Annotated in this window: 13 protein-coding genes; 3 read left to right on the top strand and 10 right to left on the bottom strand. The window is 73.4% G+C overall.

The window, feature by feature from the left end:
• The 10 genes from ACFC1T_RS20950 to ACFC1T_RS20905 all read right to left on the bottom strand — a co-directional run.
• Positions 1-1,526, bottom strand: a 1,526-nt coding sequence (locus ACFC1T_RS20950; protein WP_375890669.1) for a chitinase, incomplete at its 3' end; no start/stop codon positions are given.
• 505 nt (positions 1,527-2,031) lie between these two features.
• The gene (locus ACFC1T_RS20945; RefSeq protein WP_375890668.1) at positions 2,032-2,592 is read right to left on the bottom strand and encodes a hypothetical protein; all 561 of its coding nucleotides are present in this window, start codon (positions 2,590-2,592) and stop codon (positions 2,032-2,034) included.
• A gap of 181 nt (positions 2,593-2,773) precedes the next feature.
• Positions 2,774-3,751, bottom strand: a complete 978-nt coding sequence (locus ACFC1T_RS20940) for an ABC transporter substrate-binding protein (protein WP_375890666.1) — start codon at positions 3,749-3,751, stop codon at positions 2,774-2,776.
• Positions 3,752-3,801: 50 nt separating this feature from the next.
• Positions 3,802-4,479 carry an ABC transporter permease gene (locus ACFC1T_RS20935; protein WP_375890664.1) on the bottom strand — a complete coding sequence of 226 codons (678 nt, stop codon included), beginning with the start codon at positions 4,477-4,479 and terminating at the stop codon, positions 3,802-3,804.
• Entirely contained in the window at positions 4,476-5,144 is a 669-nt protein-coding gene (locus ACFC1T_RS20930; RefSeq protein WP_375890662.1) for an ABC transporter permease, read from the bottom strand. Before ACFC1T_RS20930 ends, ACFC1T_RS20935 begins: the two co-directional genes overlap by 4 nt.
• Entirely contained in the window at positions 5,134-6,315 is a 1,182-nt protein-coding gene (locus ACFC1T_RS20925) for an ABC transporter ATP-binding protein (RefSeq protein ID WP_375890660.1), read from the bottom strand. The genes ACFC1T_RS20930 and ACFC1T_RS20925 overlap by 11 nt, the downstream gene beginning before the upstream one ends.
• A gap of 278 nt (positions 6,316-6,593) precedes the next feature.
• On the bottom strand, positions 6,594-6,980 hold the full coding sequence (locus ACFC1T_RS20920) for a rhodanese-like domain-containing protein (protein WP_375890658.1): 387 nt from the start codon (positions 6,978-6,980) through the stop codon (positions 6,594-6,596).
• Positions 6,974-7,561, bottom strand: coding sequence for a cysteine dioxygenase (locus ACFC1T_RS20915; protein WP_375890656.1), 588 nt, complete (start codon positions 7,559-7,561; stop codon positions 6,974-6,976). Before ACFC1T_RS20915 ends, ACFC1T_RS20920 begins: the two co-directional genes overlap by 7 nt.
• A 217-nt stretch (positions 7,562-7,778) precedes the next feature.
• The gene (locus tag ACFC1T_RS20910; RefSeq protein WP_101948289.1) at positions 7,779-7,856 is read right to left on the bottom strand and encodes a putative leader peptide; all 78 of its coding nucleotides are present in this window, start codon (positions 7,854-7,856) and stop codon (positions 7,779-7,781) included.
• Positions 7,857-8,015: 159 nt separating this feature from the next.
• Positions 8,016-11,195: a hypothetical protein gene (locus ACFC1T_RS20905; protein WP_375890654.1), complete on the bottom strand. Its 3,180-nt coding sequence runs from the start codon at positions 11,193-11,195 to the stop codon at positions 8,016-8,018.
• Positions 11,196-11,681: 486 nt separating this feature from the next.
• Here ACFC1T_RS20905 and ACFC1T_RS20900 point away from each other — a divergent pair, with 486 nt between their 5' ends.
• The 3 genes from ACFC1T_RS20900 (at position 11,682) to ACFC1T_RS20890 (ending at position 15,125) form a co-directional block, all read left to right on the top strand.
• Positions 11,682-12,524: a nitrilase-related carbon-nitrogen hydrolase gene (locus ACFC1T_RS20900; protein ID WP_375890653.1), complete on the top strand. Its 843-nt coding sequence runs from the start codon at positions 11,682-11,684 to the stop codon at positions 12,522-12,524.
• Positions 12,525-12,535: 11 nt separating this feature from the next.
• A complete protein-coding gene (gene hydA / locus ACFC1T_RS20895) occupies positions 12,536-13,966 on the top strand; it encodes a dihydropyrimidinase (protein ID WP_375890651.1) in 1,431 nt (476 codons plus the stop codon).
• Between the two features lie 145 nt (positions 13,967-14,111).
• Positions 14,112-15,125 carry a TIGR03842 family LLM class F420-dependent oxidoreductase gene (locus ACFC1T_RS20890; protein WP_375890649.1) on the top strand — a complete coding sequence of 338 codons (1,014 nt, stop codon included), beginning with the start codon at positions 14,112-14,114 and terminating at the stop codon, positions 15,123-15,125.
• Positions 15,126-15,144 lie beyond the last annotated feature (19 nt).

The following is a 15,144-nucleotide window of genomic DNA, read 5'->3' as shown; positions in this document are numbered from 1 at the left end:
CTGCCGGGGGTGACGGTGGCGGTGACGCCGGTCGGGGCGCCGCTGACCGAGAGGTTGACGCTCTGCGCCGAGCCCGCCGTGACCGCCGTCGCGATCGCCGCCGAGGCGGACGAACCGGCCGCGACGGTACCGGAGTTCGGGTTCACCGCGACCGAGAAGTCGTTGCCCGGCTGGTTGCCCGTGACGGTCAGCGTGAAGACGCCGGTGTGGCTGCCGGAGGCCGCACTGCCGGTGACCGTCAGCGGGTAACTCCCGGGCGCCACCGACGAGGTGGTGGTGACGTTCAGGGTGGCGCTGTTGCCGGCGGTGACGCTGCCGGGGGTGACGGTGGCGGTGACGCCGGTCGGGGCGCCGCTGACCGAGAGGTTGACGCTCTGCGCCGAGCCCGCCGTGACCGCCGTCGCGATTGCCGCCGAGGCGGACGAACCGGCCTTCACGGTTGCGGAGTTGGGGTTCACCGCGACCGAGAAGTCGTTGGTCACCGTCGAGCCGCTGGTGAAGGGCGCGAAGATGTGGGTGAAGTCCCAGGTGCCCTGGTTGATCCCGGAGCAGGAGTCGTCCCCGCCCTTGCCCGGGCAGCCGCCGTTGTCGCGCTGGAGCGCCCAGAAGGACAGCGTGTTGATGCCCTTGGAGACCGCCCAGTTGTACACGGTGGTGGCGTTGGCGACCGTGAAGGTCTCGGCGGCGCCGAAGTCGTCGATGCCGGGCATCTCGGTGATCCCGATCGAACCCCACAGCTGGGCGGGGGACTTGGCCGGGTAGAGCTGGGCCAGCTGGTTGTACAGGCCCTGCGCCGAGGTCTGGGTGTCCGCCGCCATGTCGTGGGTGGCGTTGTCGTAGTAGTCGAAGGTCATCATGTTGACGACGTCGATCCGCGCCTTGTTGCTGACGGCGTTGCGCAGTACCGCGAGGCCGTTGTCGGCCAGCCCGCCGGTGGTGGTCGGCAGCGTGTAGGAGAACTGGATGCTGCGCCCGTTGGCGGCGGCCCAGTCCTGCACGACCTTGATCGCCTTGTTGCGGCGGTCGATGCCGGCCGTGTTGGTCAGCGAGTTGTCCTCGATGTCGAGGTCGATCCGGCTGATGTCGTAGGTGGTGATCAGGTTCTCGTAGGCGGTCGCGATCTGGTTGACGTCGGTGCAGCTGTCGGCCAGTTCGGTGCCGGTGTTGTCGGCGGTGTAGCCGCCGAAGGAGGGGATCACGTCCCCGCCGTTGGCGCGGATGGTGGCAATGTCGGCGCCGAAGGTGGAGGAGGACACCGGCTTCGAGGTGTCGCCGTTCCAGTACGGGGTGCAGGAGCCCTTGGTGGCGGCCTGGAGGAAGGCCATCGTCAGGTACTTGGCGCCGGACTGGGCGGCAAGGGTGGCGGGGCTCTGGCCGGTCCAGGACTCGAAGTAGGGCGCGAAGACCCGGGTGGGGAGCGGGGTGGCGGCCTGGGCGGAGCCCGTCCCGGCGGCGACCAGACCGGCCGAGGCGGCCAGTGTGACGCAGGCCGTCAGCGCGGCCCGGAGGGTTCTGCGAAGACGCATGGATTCTCCAACAGACGTGGTGGGGCAGGACGTTGGGGATGTGCGGGCCACGGCTCGTCCGGTGGTCGTGTGGGGTCGACCGCGCGGACGTGCGGAGCCGGAGGCGGGTGTGCGGGGGCGGGTGCAGGGGGCGTTCGATGCGGACACAAGGGCGTGCGGAGCCCACCGCCTCGGGTGGAAGCGGGAGGTGGTGCGGGAGGTGGTGCGAAGGTGCGCACGCCGTACGGAGCGGGGGTGGAGCGGAGCAGGGCAGGGCAGTGCCTCAGCCGCCGGTGGTCACACCCCCACAGTGCATCCCGGTCGGATCGACATGCTTATGTTTGGACTAGACCACTGGTCTGTCAAGAGACCTAACAGTTCGTCAGCGGACGGCCCCGGCCGCCGAAGGGTGGGGACGCCGATGGCCGCGCACCCGGCGGGCGGGGCGCGGCCACGGCTGCCCGGAGCTCAGGACACCGGGCGGTTCGGGGGTGGTGCGGGGGCGGCGTGGACGGCGTGGACGGCGTCAGCGCGCCGCGGGGCAGAGGGTGGAGCGCAGTGCGTCGTCGATCTTCGCGGCGGTGTCCGGTCCGAAGCCCTGCGGGTGCTCGGGCGAGGTGAAGTGCTGGTCGGCCAGCTGGGCCAGCTTCGCCTTGTCCTTGGGGAACTGGTACAGCGCCTGGCACTGCTTGCGGGCCTGTTCCACCGCCTGGTCGGGCTTGCCGCCGACGATCGCTGGGTCGATCGCGTTCAGTGCGGCGACCACCTTGCCGGTCAGGTCGGCGTCCGGCTTGGCGGGCAGGCCGGCGTCGGCCGGCGGTGCGGGCTTGGCCGGGGCCGAGCCGTCCGCGCCGGGCGTGGAGCCCGGGTCGGCGGGCGCGGACGGTGCGGCCGTGGTGGGTGCCGGGGTGCCTGTCGAGGCCGTGGCGTCGGCCGTTGCGTCAGCGGTGGCGGCGACGGTGGGGGAGCCGGCCGCGACGGTGGCCTTGGCCGAGCTCGAGCCGGAGCCCGATCCCGAGCTGGAGCAGGCAGCGAGGCTCACCGCGGCGAGTGCCGTGAGGGAGGCGGCGAGGAGACGAGTGCGCATGGCGCCACACTGTCATGTTCGCGGCGTAGAAGGGAAGGTCCCGTGGGGCCGCCCCGAACGGCCCGGGAACGGCGAACGGCGGCCCCGGAGGGAAACCCTCCGCGCCGCCGTCCGCTGCCGTCGATTCCCGGGCCGGGCCGAGCCGAGCCGGGTCCAGCCGGGTCAGGACCGGGTCGGACCGTCAGCCGAGCCCGTTGCTCTTCAGCCAGTCCTTGGCCACCGCCGACGGGTCCTCCTTGTCGACCGAGACCCGCTTCATCAGCGCCGTCAGCCCGGCCGTGTCGAGCTTGGCCGACACCGCGTTGAGCGCCGCCGTCGCGTTGGCGTCCACGCCGGCCTTGTTGATCAGCGGGGTGACGTTCTGCGCGCCGAAGACGTTCTTCGGGTCGCTCAGCGGCACCAGCTTGTACTGGACGATCTTCGGGTCGGTGGTGAACACGTTGCCGACCTGGATGTTGCCGTCCTTGAGCGCGTTCGCGGTGGTGTCGGCGGTGGGCTTCCACTCCTTGAAGGTCAGCCCGTAGACGTCCTTGAACTGCTGCTCGCGGCGGGTCTTGAACTCCGGCGGGCCGCCGATGGTGAACTCGCCGGCCTTGGCCGCGAGGTCCGCGATGCTCTTGAGGCTGTACTTGTCGGCGGTCTCCTGGGTGACGCTGAGCGAGTCCTTGTCCTCCGCGGGGGAGGAGTCGAGGATCGCCAGCGAGGCGGGCAGCGCCTTGGTCAGCGCCGCGTTCACGTCCGGGGTGGTGACGGCGGTGTTCTTGGCGTCCAGGTAGGCGAGCAGCGCGCCGTTGTACTCGGGCAGGACGGTCAGGTTGCCGCTCTGCAGCTGCCCGTAGAGCACCTCGCGGCTGCCGATGTTGAACTTCTCCTGGACCTTGACGCCCTTGGCCTTGAGGGCCTGGGAGTAGATCGAGCCGAGCAGCACGTTCTCGGGGAAGTTCGCCGAGCCGACCACCACGGTCCCGCCGGAACCGCCCGCACCGCCGGACCCGCCCGAGGCGGCACCGCTGCCGGAGGCCGTGGCGCCGGCGGAGGCGCTCGACCCGCCGCCGAGCGGGTCGCCGCTGCCCGAGGAGCCGCAGGCGGTGGCGCCCAGGGCGAGTGCGGCGAGGGTGCCGAGGAGCACGGCGCGGCGGCTTCCCTTGAATGTCGACATGGTGACAGTTGTCCTTCCGGAGCGGATGGGAGGGAGAAGAGGGAGGGGCCTCAGCGGGTCCGGCGCTGGGCGCGCACCCCGGGCGGGAGCGCGAACCGGGCGAGCAGGGCGAAGAACAGTTGGGCGCCGACCGCGAGCAGCACCACCAGCAGCGCGCCGCCCACGGTCACCGCGTACTGCCGGGTGGCCAGCCCGTCGATGACGTAGCGGCCGAGGCCGCCCAGCCCGACGTAGGCGGCCACCGTGGCGGTCGCGATCACCTGGACGGTCGCGGTCCGGAAGCCCGCCAGCAGGGTCGGCGCGGCGGAGGGCAGGCAGACCTGGAACAGCACCTGCGGGTGGGTGAGGCCGATCCCGCGCGCGGCGTCCCGGACGTCCGGGTCGGTGCCGCGCACCCCCTCGACGGCCGCCACCAGCAGCGGCGGCGCCGCCAGGGCGACCAGCGGGAACAGGACGGCGGTGTCGCCGACCCCGGCGAGCAGCACCGCGAGCGTGACCAGGCCCAGGGTCGGCAGGGCGCGGGCGGCCCCCGCCAGCGCGGTGACCACCGTGACCCCGCGCCCGGTGTAGCCGATCAGCAGCCCGAGCGGGACGGCCAGCAGCGCCGCGAAGAGCAGGGCCTCGCCGGAGAGCAGCAGGTGCTCGGAAACCCGGTGCACGATCGAGTCCGGACCGCTGCGGCGGTCCGGGGCGGAGAAGAAGTCGTTCAGCCAGTTCAGCCAGTTCACGAGCCCGCCCCCTGCTCCCGGACGGCCCACGGCGCGAGCAGCCGGCGGGCGGCCACCAGCAGCAGGTCGACGGCCAGCGCCAGCACGGCGATCAGGACGATCCCGGCCACGATCGGGGTCGGGAAGGTCCGCTGGAAGCCGTCGATGAACAGGTAGCCCAGCCCACCGCGGCCGATCAGCGCGCCGACGCTGGCCAGCGAGATGCTGGACACCGCCGCGACCCGCAGCCCGGCGATCAGGTACGGCACGGCGGCGGGCAGTTCGACGGCGGTCAGCCGGTGCCAGGGCCCGTACCCCATCGCGGTGGCGGCCTGCCGGACGGAGTCCGGGACGGCGCGCAGCCCGTCCACCGTGGTCGGCAGCAGGACGGCGAGGGCGTAGAAGGTGAGCGGGATCATCACGGTCGCCTGGGTGGCGAGCCCGGTGTACGGGATCAGCACCACGAAGACGGCCAGCGAGGGCAGCGCGTAGACGATGTTGAAGACGGCGGACAACGGCTGGTACAGCCGGGGGAAGCGGGCGCAGGCCAGGCCGAGCGGGACCGCCAGCAGCAGGCCGATGAGCACCGGGACCAGGGCGATCACGGCGTGGTCGGCGAGCAGGTTGCCGAGGTAGCCGACGTGGTCGCCGATCCAGTACCAGCGGACGATCGGTTCATCGTCCACCGTCGGCTCCGTCCGCCGGGGTCTGCGCGGGTGGCTGCGGGAGCGCTTCGTCCGCCGCGTCCGCCTCGTCCGCTTCGTTCGCCGGGACCTCTGGGTCCGCCTTGGTGAGGGCGACCGGCGTGAGGGCCGGAGCGGGCGCGACCGGCGTGAGCGCGGCCAGGACGGCCTCCCGGCTCGCGGTGCCGACCGCCCGGCCGTCGGCGTCCAGCGCGACCGCGACCCCGGCGGGGGAGACCACGGCGGCGTCCAGGGCGGCGCGCAGGGTGTCGGTGTCCGGGCGGTAGCCGGCGACCGGCTGCAGCTCGGTGGCACCGGCGGCGCGGTCGATCCAGCCGATCGGGCGGCGCTCGTCGTCCAGGGCCAACTCCCAGCCCCCGTGGCCGGGTCCGTCCTCGATCGGGCGGAGCTCGACGGCCTTCGCGGGCCGCAGGCCCAGGCCGCGCAGGCCCCGGTCGCGGCCGAGGAAGGCGGCCACGCCGTCGTCCGCGGGGGCGGTGAGCAGGGTGTGCGGGTCGGCCAGCTGGGCGATCCGACCGTGCTCGCGCAGCACCACGACCTGGTCGCCGAGCCGCACAGCCTCCTCGATGTCGTGGGTGACGAACAGCACGGTCTTGTGCAGCTCGGACTGCAGGCGCAGCAGCTCCTCCTGGAGCCCGGCCCGCACCACCGGGTCGACGGCGCTGAACGGTTCGTCCATCAGCAGGACCGGCGGGTCGGCGGCCAGCGCCCGTGCCACGCCGACCCGCTGCTGCTGGCCGCCGGACAGCTGGAACGGGTAGCGCTTGGCGGTCTCGGGGGCGAGGCCGACCAGTTCGAGCAGTTCGGCGGCCCGGGCCCGGGCCTTCTTGCGGTCCCAGCCGAGCAGGTAGGGGACGGTGGCGATGTTGTCGATCACCTTGCGGTGCGGGAACAGCCCCGCCTGCTGGATCACGTACCCGATGCCTCGGCGCAGCTTGGCGGGTTCCAGTTCGGCGACGTCGGTGCCGTCCAGCAGCACCCGGCCCGAGGTGGGCTCGACCATCCGGTTGACCATGCGCAGCAGGGTGGTCTTGCCGCACCCGGAGGGCCCGACCAGGACGGTTATCCGACCGGTCGGGACTTCCAGGTCCAGTCCCTCGACCGCGATGGTGCCGTCTGGGTGGCGCTTGCCGGCGCCCTCGAATCTGATCACGGAGTGTTTCCTCGTCAGGGCGCCCCGGGGAGGCGGCGCCTGTGTCGGTCGGTCTTTCGGGTCGTTCGGTTGGCGGCGGTCGCACCGCCCGGGCGTTCTTCCGCCCGCCTGGCTGCCCAGCTTCGGACCGGCGGAAACTCTGATCAGACTATGACCTGCATCATCTCCTGTCCCTGATTTACCGCCCGGCACGTGGCGTGACTCCCGTCCCGGCGGCCCGCCGACCCGGGAGGTGACCCGGGCTCAGCCGCCCGGGAACACCCCATGTGACCTCGGGTTCAGTCGCCCGGACGGGTCGGCAGCCCGGACGCCGCCCAGCCGACGAAACCGCCGTCGAGATCCGTCGCCCGGTGCAGCCCGAGCTCGCGCAGCGAGGCCGCGGCCAGACTGGAGGCGTAGCCCTCGGAGCAGACCACGATCACCTCGACGTCGTAGCCCGAGGCCTCGGGGATCCGGTGACTGCCCGTAGGGTCGAGCCGCCACTCCAGCACGTTGCGCTCGATCACCAGCGCGCCGGGGATCCCGCCCTCGGCGGCCCGCTGCGCCACCGGACGGATGTCCACCAGCAGCGCGCCGTCCAGCTGGGCCTGGTACGCCTCCCGGGCGCGCGGGCGGTGGACGCCCTCGCGGGCCCGCTCCACCAGGTCGTCGATCGTGGTCACCATTGCTCCGGTCCTTCCTCAGAGGTGCGGACGAGCCCGCCGGCCCGCAGGTCGTAGTGCGCCATCGAGCTCAGCGGGGGCGAGTAGGCGTGCAGGGTGACCGCCGGGCCCGAGGCGGTGTTGCGCACGTCGTGCACGTACTCCGGGCCGAAGGCGCGGGCGGTGCCGGCCGGGACCCTGCGGATCAGCAGGCCCTGGTCGGGGCCGCCGAGGGACAGCTCCTCCAGCTCGCCGAGCGCGACGGTGAACGCGCCGCGCGAACCGCCGTGGTCGTGGAAGCCGGTCGACTGGCCGGGCAGCCAGCTGATCAGCCAGACCTCGTGGTCGTCGTCGGCGACCAGCCGCTGGTACCAGCGCTCCTCGGTGGAGAGCCGGACCAGGTGGATCCACTGGTCGGGCCGCTCGGCGAGCTCGCGGACCACGGTCCGCAGCGTGCTCGGGCTGAGCGGGGGCTGTGCGGGGTCGGTGGCGGAGTCGGTGGCGGGGCCGGTGACCGGGGCGGTGGCGGGGCCCGTGGCGGGGCCGGCGGCCGGTGGTTGCTCGGGGCGGCGGGTCGGGGTCTCGGTTGCGAGGTCCAGGCTCATGAGGCGTCCTCGGGTGCGGCGGGAACGTCGGGAGGGGCGCTCGGATCCGGCGGCGGGGCCGCGGGCTGCGGGCCGCGGGCCGACGGAGCGGCCCGTGCTCGGCCGGGCACGGCACGGGCGGTGCCGCCGGGCGGGCGGGTTTCAGGACTGCGGGTACGGGTGCGCGGTGCGGGTCCTGGCAGTGGTCACAGGGCGGAACCGGCGAAGTGGAACAGGGTCAACAGGCACAGATGGAACTCGCCTGGCGTCGCAGATCGACGTGCAGGCGGCAAACCAGAGTGGTGCCGGAGTCCATGCCCCGGATCTTTTCCGAGCCGGTCGTACGAAGTCAAGCCGGGGCGCCCGTTCGTTGCGGCCTGTTGCGCCCCGTGAACGGGCGGCCCGACGCCCCGGCCGGGGAGCCGGCTCAGCGCGCTGCGCAGCCTGCTGCCCGGCTCCCTGCTCAGCTCCCTGCTCAGTTCTCGGTCCGGTCCTCGGCGGGCCGCTCGGGTGCTGTGGGCTCTTCGCCCCGCGGCTGCGCGGGCACGGGTGCGGGTGTCGCGGTGGCCGCCGCAGCGGCGGACAGCGCCCGTTCGATCACCGGGCCGGCCTGCTCGCCCAGGTAGCGGCCGAGCGTCTGGTAGGCGTCGAACTGCTGGTGGTCGAACCACTGGTCGCTGGTGCCGTCGTTCGGGAAGGCCGGGTGGGCCACCGCGTAGGACTGCAGCTCGTACGGCATGTCGGCGGTCAGCACCGCCTGGAGGACGATCAGCGTGCCGTGCCGTTCGGAGTCGGGCTCGCCGTCGATGGCCGGGTAGCGGACGTCCCCGGTGATCACGCCCCGGGCCGAGAGCCGTTCGGAGAGCTGGGCCGCCAGCCCGCGCAGGGGCGTGCCGCCGTCGGCGTCGGTCCCGTCGGCACCGGCCCCGTCGTGGTCGCTGCCGGGGTCGCTGCCGTGGCCCCCGTCGGGGGTGCGGCCGGTGGTGGCGCTGCCCGGGATCAGCAGCTCCGGCCGGTGCAGGGTGATGACGACGCCGAGCTCCTCGCGGGCCAGGGTGATGGCGGCGGCCAGGTTGGCGGCGTAGCCGGAGTCCCCGCTGGCGTCGATGCTCACCGCCGTCCGGACCCGGTGCCGTAGCAGTTCGACCAGCCCGAGGTTCTCGTAGTGCCCGCCGTCGGTGGTGAGCAGGAAGCGGTCGTCCGCCGGGAACCGGCCGGTCAGTTCGCGGAGCTGGTAGGGCAGTCGGCGTACGGCGGGCTGCCCGGCGCGGCGCCAGTCGGGCGTGTCGGACCAGGCCGGGCCGAGCTCCGCCGGATTGGGCAGCCACGTCCCGAGTCGGGCGTTGGTGACCGCGAACAGGCCCTGGTAGACCCGGGACTGGCGGCCCATCGCGGAGGAGAAGGCGGCGCCGGAGACGGCCATCGCGGACTGCACGGTGAGGTCGCGGGCGATGTGCCGACGAGTCCGCCGCTCCAGCAGGTCGGTGCGCGCGTAGCCGACGTCCGGGCCGCCCACGTAGTCGTACGAGAGCGAGAAGGAGACCGCCCGACGGCCGGGCGGGGTACGGGAGTTGCCCGACAGGTTGGCCGCCGCCGAGAAGATCACCTGGGGGAAGTCGGGGTGCCGGGCGCCGTAGTGGCTCAGCCAGGTCTGCTCCCGGTAGAAGTCGTACCGGCGGGCGAGCGAGCGGCCGCCCTCGGTGACCCGGCGGACGGCGAAGGCCGAGGCCAGGCGCAGCCGGTAGAACGGGTGCAGGCTCATCCAGGTCTGGTCGAGGTTCAGCCCGACGGCGCCGAGCACCAGCGGCAGCAGCACCTGGACGGCCGTCGGCCAGGCGTACCCGGTGGCGATCGCCCAGCCGAGGGCCAGCAGCGCACCGGCCGTCAGGGTGCCGAGGGCGGCCCAGACCACCAGGTACTGCGGGAGGTTGGCGGTCAGCCCGCCGCCGATCCGGCCGGCGCCGCGCAGCGCCCCGGCGGCCGCGCGCACGCCGCTGCCGATCGCCCGGCGGTCGCGCCAGAGTATGCCGAGCAGCAGGGCGAGGTAGCTGAGCACCACGGTCAGGCTGAGCCCCGCGCCGGTCAGTCGCGGGCCGGCCGCCAGCGCCTGCTGGAGCCGGACCGCGCCCCAGGCCAGGCCCGGCACCGCCAGCACCCCGAGGGCCAGCAGCCCGGCCAGCGCGAGCGCGGCGTAGTTGAGCCGGCGCAGCGCGCGCGGCAGCAGCGCGTGCCAGCCGAGCGGTGGGAAGGCCAGCAGCCAGAGCAGCCAGCAGCAGGCCGCCGCGCCCAGTACCACGCCGAGGGCGGCCAGGGCGGGGGTGCGGAACTCCAACCCGCCCGGCACGGCGCCCGGGTGGCGCAGGCCGGCGGCGGCCAGCGCGTCCAGGTCGGTGACCGGGACGGCGTGGTAGAAGCGGCTGAGGCCGAGGCCGAGCACCAGCACGGCGGCCAGCAGCAGGGTGAGCGCCGAGAGCACGCCGCGCAGCAGCGTGCCGAGGGCGACCAGCCACTCGCCGGTGCCGTCGGCGATGTACTTGCTGTGGCGGCGGAGGTGGTCCTCCTCCGGGGAGCCGGGCTCCAGCACCGTGTCGGCCGTCAGGCCCGAGACGGCGCGGACCGGGCTGCCGGGGGCGGAGTCGCTGAGCGCGAGCTGCAGCGCGCCCACGGTGTACCCGCCGCCGGAGACGGAGACCAGGTAGCGGGCCCGTTTCAGCCACGGGCGCAGGGCCTGGAGCGCGCCGAGCGTGACGCAGGCCGAGCGGATGCCGCCGCCCGAGGCGCAGAAGCCCAGCTCGGCGGGCTCGCGGCCGGGCGGCACCCGGCCGGCGTCCCGCCAGTGGGCGTGGGCGCCGGGAGCGTCGGGCGGCGTCGCCGCCTGCTGCCGCCGGGAGTCGCGCGGCGGTTCGTGGGGTGGTTCGTGCGGTGGTTCGGATCGCGACGCGTGCCGGAGCCCGTGCCGGGGCCCGTGAAGCGGGCGGCCGTGCCGGGTGAGGACGGGCCAGGGCGGTATCAGCGCCGGGCGGTCCGGGTCGGCGTCGTCACCCGGCTTCACCGCCGTGGCGCGCAGTCCGCGGGCGGCCCTGGCGGCCGTCACCGCGAGCAGGGCCGCGGCTGCCACCCCGGCGGGCAGGAGAAGCAGCCGGCTGACGGTGGTGAGCGCCGCCGCCACCGCGAAGGGGGTGTCGGAGTCGGCGTGGTCGAGCCCCAGGCGCAGCAGGACGTCGGCGGCGAGGTCGCAGCCGGCGGCGAGCAGCCCGGCGGCCCCGACCAGCAGGGCCGGCCCGAGCCGGCGGCGCCGCCCGAGCACGTACCCGCCCAGCAGGGCCGCGGCCGTCAGCGTCAGCCCGTAGCCGGCGATCAGCCAGGGCTCGTCGCCCAGGGCGGCCCGGTACGCTCCGGAGCTCCCGCCGACCACCGCCTCGGCCGCCGCCCGGGAGCCGGCCAGGCGCAGGGCCGTCAGCCCGGCCCGCGGCACCTGCCCGGGGGCGAGGAGGAGGCCGGCGGCGAGCGGCAGCAGGGCCCCGAGGGCGAGCAGCAGGCCGGCCCAGGCCGGCAGCGCTGGCGGCCGCCCCGCCGGCATGCCCGCCGTGCCCGCCCTGCCCTCCGTGCCCGACGTACCCGACGCGCGCTCCGCGCGCTCGTCCGTCGCTGTCATCAGTACCACCCCCCGTTCGGCCCCCGGCCGACCGTCGGTCACCGTGGCCGATCCCCGCATCCGGCCCCGTCCCCGATCGCCGGATGATCAGCTCATGATCACCGAAGTCGCCCCGTACGCGCGCCAGATGACGATCTGTCGCACCGTCAAGGCGCGTTTTACCCTGTCGTGGCCGATTCCGCACCCCCGGTGCCCGCTTTCACTCGAATGAGTAAGGAGGCCATCAATGGGGTAGATGAGCATTTCATCCCACCCATGGCCACCCGCGTGTCCGCGTAACAAGATCGCCCCGCAGGCGTTACCGCCGACGTATTGTCAGGCGACCGAAGCCCGGCCTACCGTCTACAGATCGCGCCTTCTACGCACGTAGACCCTTCCCGTAGACCCCCGCGGCCCCCGAGCGGAGCCGCGGGCGAGACCCGCCCCGTCAACCCTCAGACCGCAGGCCCGACCGCACGGCCGGGACGCGGAGTTGCGGAGGTACCCATGTCGCAGATCGTCCGTGCCGCGCTCGTCCAGACCCGCTGGACCGGCGACCAGGAGAGCATGATCGCGCTCCACGAGCGGTACGCCCGCGAGGCCGCCGCCCAGGGCGCGAAGATCATCGGCTTCCAGGAGGTGTTCAACGCCCCGTACTTCTGTCAGGTCCAGGAACCCGAGCACTACCGCTGGGCCGAGGCCGTCCCCGACGGGCCGACCGTGCGCCGGATGCAGGACCTCGCCCGCGAACTGGGCATGGTGATCGTCGTACCGGTCTACGAGGAGGAGCAGACCGGCGTCTACTACAACACCGCGGCGGTGATCGACGCGGACGGCAGCTACCTCGGCAAGTACCGCAAGCACCACATCCCGCAGGTCAAGGGCTTCTGGGAGAAGTACTACTTCAAGCCCGGCAACCTCGGCTGGCCCGTCTTCGACACCGCCGTCGGCAAGGTCGGCGTCTACATCTGCTACGACCGGCACTTCCCCGAGGGCTGGCGCGCCCTGGGCCTGGCCGGCGCGCAGATCGTCTACAACCCCTCCGCCACCAGCCGCGGCCTGTCTGCCTACCTCTGGCAGCTCGAACAGCCCGCCGCCGCCGTCGCCAACGAGTACTTCGTCGCCGCCATCAACCGGGTCGGCACCGAGGAGTACGGCGACAACGACTTCTACGGCACCTCCTACTTCGTCGACCCGCGCGGCCAGTTCGTCGGCGAGGCCGCCTCCGACAAGGAGGAGGAACTGGTCGTCCGCGACCTCGACCTCGGCCTGATCGAACAGGTCCGCCAGCAGTGGGCGTTCTACCGCGACCGCCGGCCCGACGCCTACGGACCCCTCGCCGAGGCCTGAGGAGCAGCGCGATGACCACCCGTGACCCGCAGCAGCGCACCGTCGTCCGCGGCGGCCTCGTCATCACCGCCACCGACGAACTCCACGCCGACGTCCTGATCGAGGGCGAGCGCGTCGCCGCCCTGGCCGCCACCGGCAGCGCCGCCGCCGAGGCCTGGAGTGCCGACACCGTCATCGACGCCACCGGCCACTACGTCATCCCGGGCGGCGTCGACGCCCACACCCACATGGAGCTGCCGTTCGGCGGCACCGCCGCCTCCGACACCTTCGAGACCGGCACCCGCGCCGCCGCCTGGGGCGGCACCACCACCATCGTCGACTTCGCCGTCCAGCCCGTCGGCGGGGCGCTGCGCGAGGGCCTGGACGCCTGGCACGCCAAGGCCGAGGGCAACTGCGCGATCGACTACGCCTTCCACACCATCGTCTCGGACGTCAACGACGCCGTCCTCAAGGAGATGGACACGCTGGTCGACTCCGGCGAGTCCACCTCCTTCAAGCTCTTCATGGCCTACCCCGGCGTCTTCTACAGCGACGACGGCCGCATCCTGCGCGCCATGCAGCGCGGCGCGGCCAACGGCGGGCTGATCATGATGCACGCCGAGAACGGCATCGCCATCGACGTCCTGGTCGAACAGGCCCTCGCCGCCGGGCGGACCGCCCCCCGCTACCACGGCGAGGTCCGGCGCGAACTCCTGGAGGCCGAGGCCACCCACCGGGCGATCAAGCTCGCCCAGGTGGCCGGCAGTCCGCTCTACGTGGTGCACGTCTCCGCCGCCTCGGCGCTCGACGAACTCGCCCGGGCCCGCGACGCCGGGCTCCCCGTCTTCGGCGAGACCTGCCCCCAGTACCTCTTCCTCTCCACCGACAACCTCGCCGAGGAGGGCGCCGACGGCTTCGAGGGCGCCAAGTACGTGTGCAGCACGCCGCTCCGGCCGCGCGAGCACCAGGAGGCGCTCTGGCGCGGGCTGCGCACCAACGACCTCCAGGTGGTCTCCACCGACCACTGCCCGTTCTGCTACGTCGGGCAGAAGGAACTCGGCCGCGGCGACTTCTCGAAGATCCCCAACGGCCTCCCGGGCGTGGAGAACCGGATGGACCTGCTGCACCAGGCCGTCGTGGACGGACGGATCAGCCGGCGCCGCTGGATCGAGATCGCCTGCACCACCCCGGCCCGGATGTTCGGGCTGCACCCGCGCAAGGGCACCGTCGCGCCCGGCGCCGACGCCGACCTCGTCGTCTACGACCCCACCGCGGTGCAGACCGTCTCCGCCGCCACCCACCACATGAACGTGGACTACTCGGCCTACGAGGGCCGCCGACTCACCGGCCGGGCCCGGACGGTGCTCTCGCGCGGCACCGTCGTGCTGGACGACGGCCGCTGGCTCGGCCGGGCCGGACACGGCGCCTTCCTGCGCCGGGACACCTGCCAGTACCTGACCTGATCCCCTTCGCCTTCCTTTCGGTTCTCGTCCCCCTTCCCTTCCCTGTCCTTCTCTTCGCTTCGCCTTCGTCTCGCCTTCGTCGCCCGGGGCCGCGCCGAGTGCGCCGGCCCCGGGCCGCCCTCCCACCCCTCTCCCGGAGCACCCCATGGACATCGGCCTCGTCCTCCAGACCGACCCGCCGGCCCGCCTGCTCATCGACCGGATGATCCGCGCCGAACAGGCCGGGTTCAGCCACGGCTGGACCTTCGACTCCTGCGTGTTGTGGCAGGAGCCCTTCGTCATCTACAGCCGCATCCTGGCCGAGACCGAGCGCCTCACCGTCGGCCCGATGGTCACCAACCCCTCCACCCGCACCTGGGAGGTCACCGCCTCCCTGTTCGCCACCCTCAACGACATGTACGGCAACCGGACGGTGTGCGGCATCGGCCGCGGCGACTCCGCCATGCGGGTCGCAGGCCGACGCCCCGCCACCCTCGACCGGCTCTCCCAAGCCATGCACGCCGTCAAGGAGTTGGCCGAGGGACGCACCGCCGAGGTGGACGGCACCGAGATGCACCTGCCGTGGGTCGGCCCCGGCTCCTCGCTGCCGATCTGGATGGGCGCGTACGGGCCCAAGGCACTCGCCCTGACCGGACGTCAGGCGGACGGCTTCATCCTCCAGTTGGCCGACCCCTACCTCACCGAGTACATGGTCAAGGCCGTCCGGGCGGCCGCCGTCGAGGCGGGACGGGACCCGGCCGACGTCACCATCTGCGTCGCCGCTCCCGCGTACGTCACCGCCGACGACTCGCCCGCCGCGCTCGCCCACGCCCGGGAGCAGTGCCGGTGGTTCGGCGGGATGGTCGGCAACCACGTCGCCGACCTGGTCAGCCACTACGGCGAACACTCCGACCTGGTACCCGACGCCCTCACCGAGTACATCAAGGACCGCCAGGGCTACGACTACAGCCACCACGGACGGGCCGGGAACCCCGACACCGCCTTCGTCCCGGACGCGATCGTCGACCGCTTCTGCCTGATCGGACCGGTCGAGGCCCAGCGCGCCCGACTCGCCGAACTCCGCTCGCTCGGCGTCGACCAGTTCGCCGTCTACGCCATGCACGACGCGGTCGAGGCCACCATCGACGCCTACGGGGCGGACGTCATCCCCCACCTCTGAACCGCCGGTCTCGTGAGTC

The organism is Kitasatospora sp. NPDC056076, assembly GCF_042266305.1.
Lineage (GTDB): Bacteria > Actinomycetota > Actinomycetes > Streptomycetales > Streptomycetaceae > Kitasatospora.
The sequence above is the reverse complement of the archived record's forward strand: the minus strand, read 5'-3'. Positions and strand labels throughout refer to the sequence as shown.

Bases quoted from the DNA above. Each gene is read 5' to 3' on its own strand.
- ACFC1T_RS20910 (WP_101948289.1), bottom strand. From the start codon at position 7,856: ATGGACTCCGGCACCACTCTGGTTTGCCGCCTGCACGTCGATCTGCGA.
- ACFC1T_RS20890 (WP_375890649.1), top strand. From the start codon at position 14,112: ATGGACATCGGCCTCGTCCTCCAGACCGACCCGCCGGCCCGCCTGCTC.
- ACFC1T_RS20900 (WP_375890653.1), top strand. From the start codon at position 11,682: ATGTCGCAGATCGTCCGTGCCGCGCTCGTCCAGACCCGCTGGACCGGC.
- ACFC1T_RS20940 (WP_375890666.1), bottom strand. From the start codon at position 3,751: ATGTCGACATTCAAGGGAAGCCGCCGCGCCGTGCTCCTCGGCACCCTC.
- ACFC1T_RS20920 (WP_375890658.1), bottom strand. From the start codon at position 6,980: ATGGTGACCACGATCGACGACCTGGTGGAGCGGGCCCGCGAGGGCGTC.
- hydA (WP_375890651.1), top strand. From the start codon at position 12,536: ATGACCACCCGTGACCCGCAGCAGCGCACCGTCGTCCGCGGCGGCCTC.
- ACFC1T_RS20945 (WP_375890668.1), bottom strand. From the start codon at position 2,592: ATGCGCACTCGTCTCCTCGCCGCCTCCCTCACGGCACTCGCCGCGGTG.
- ACFC1T_RS20905 (WP_375890654.1), bottom strand. From the start codon at position 11,195: ATGACAGCGACGGACGAGCGCGCGGAGCGCGCGTCGGGTACGTCGGGC.
- ACFC1T_RS20915 (WP_375890656.1), bottom strand. From the start codon at position 7,561: ATGAGCCTGGACCTCGCAACCGAGACCCCGACCCGCCGCCCCGAGCAA.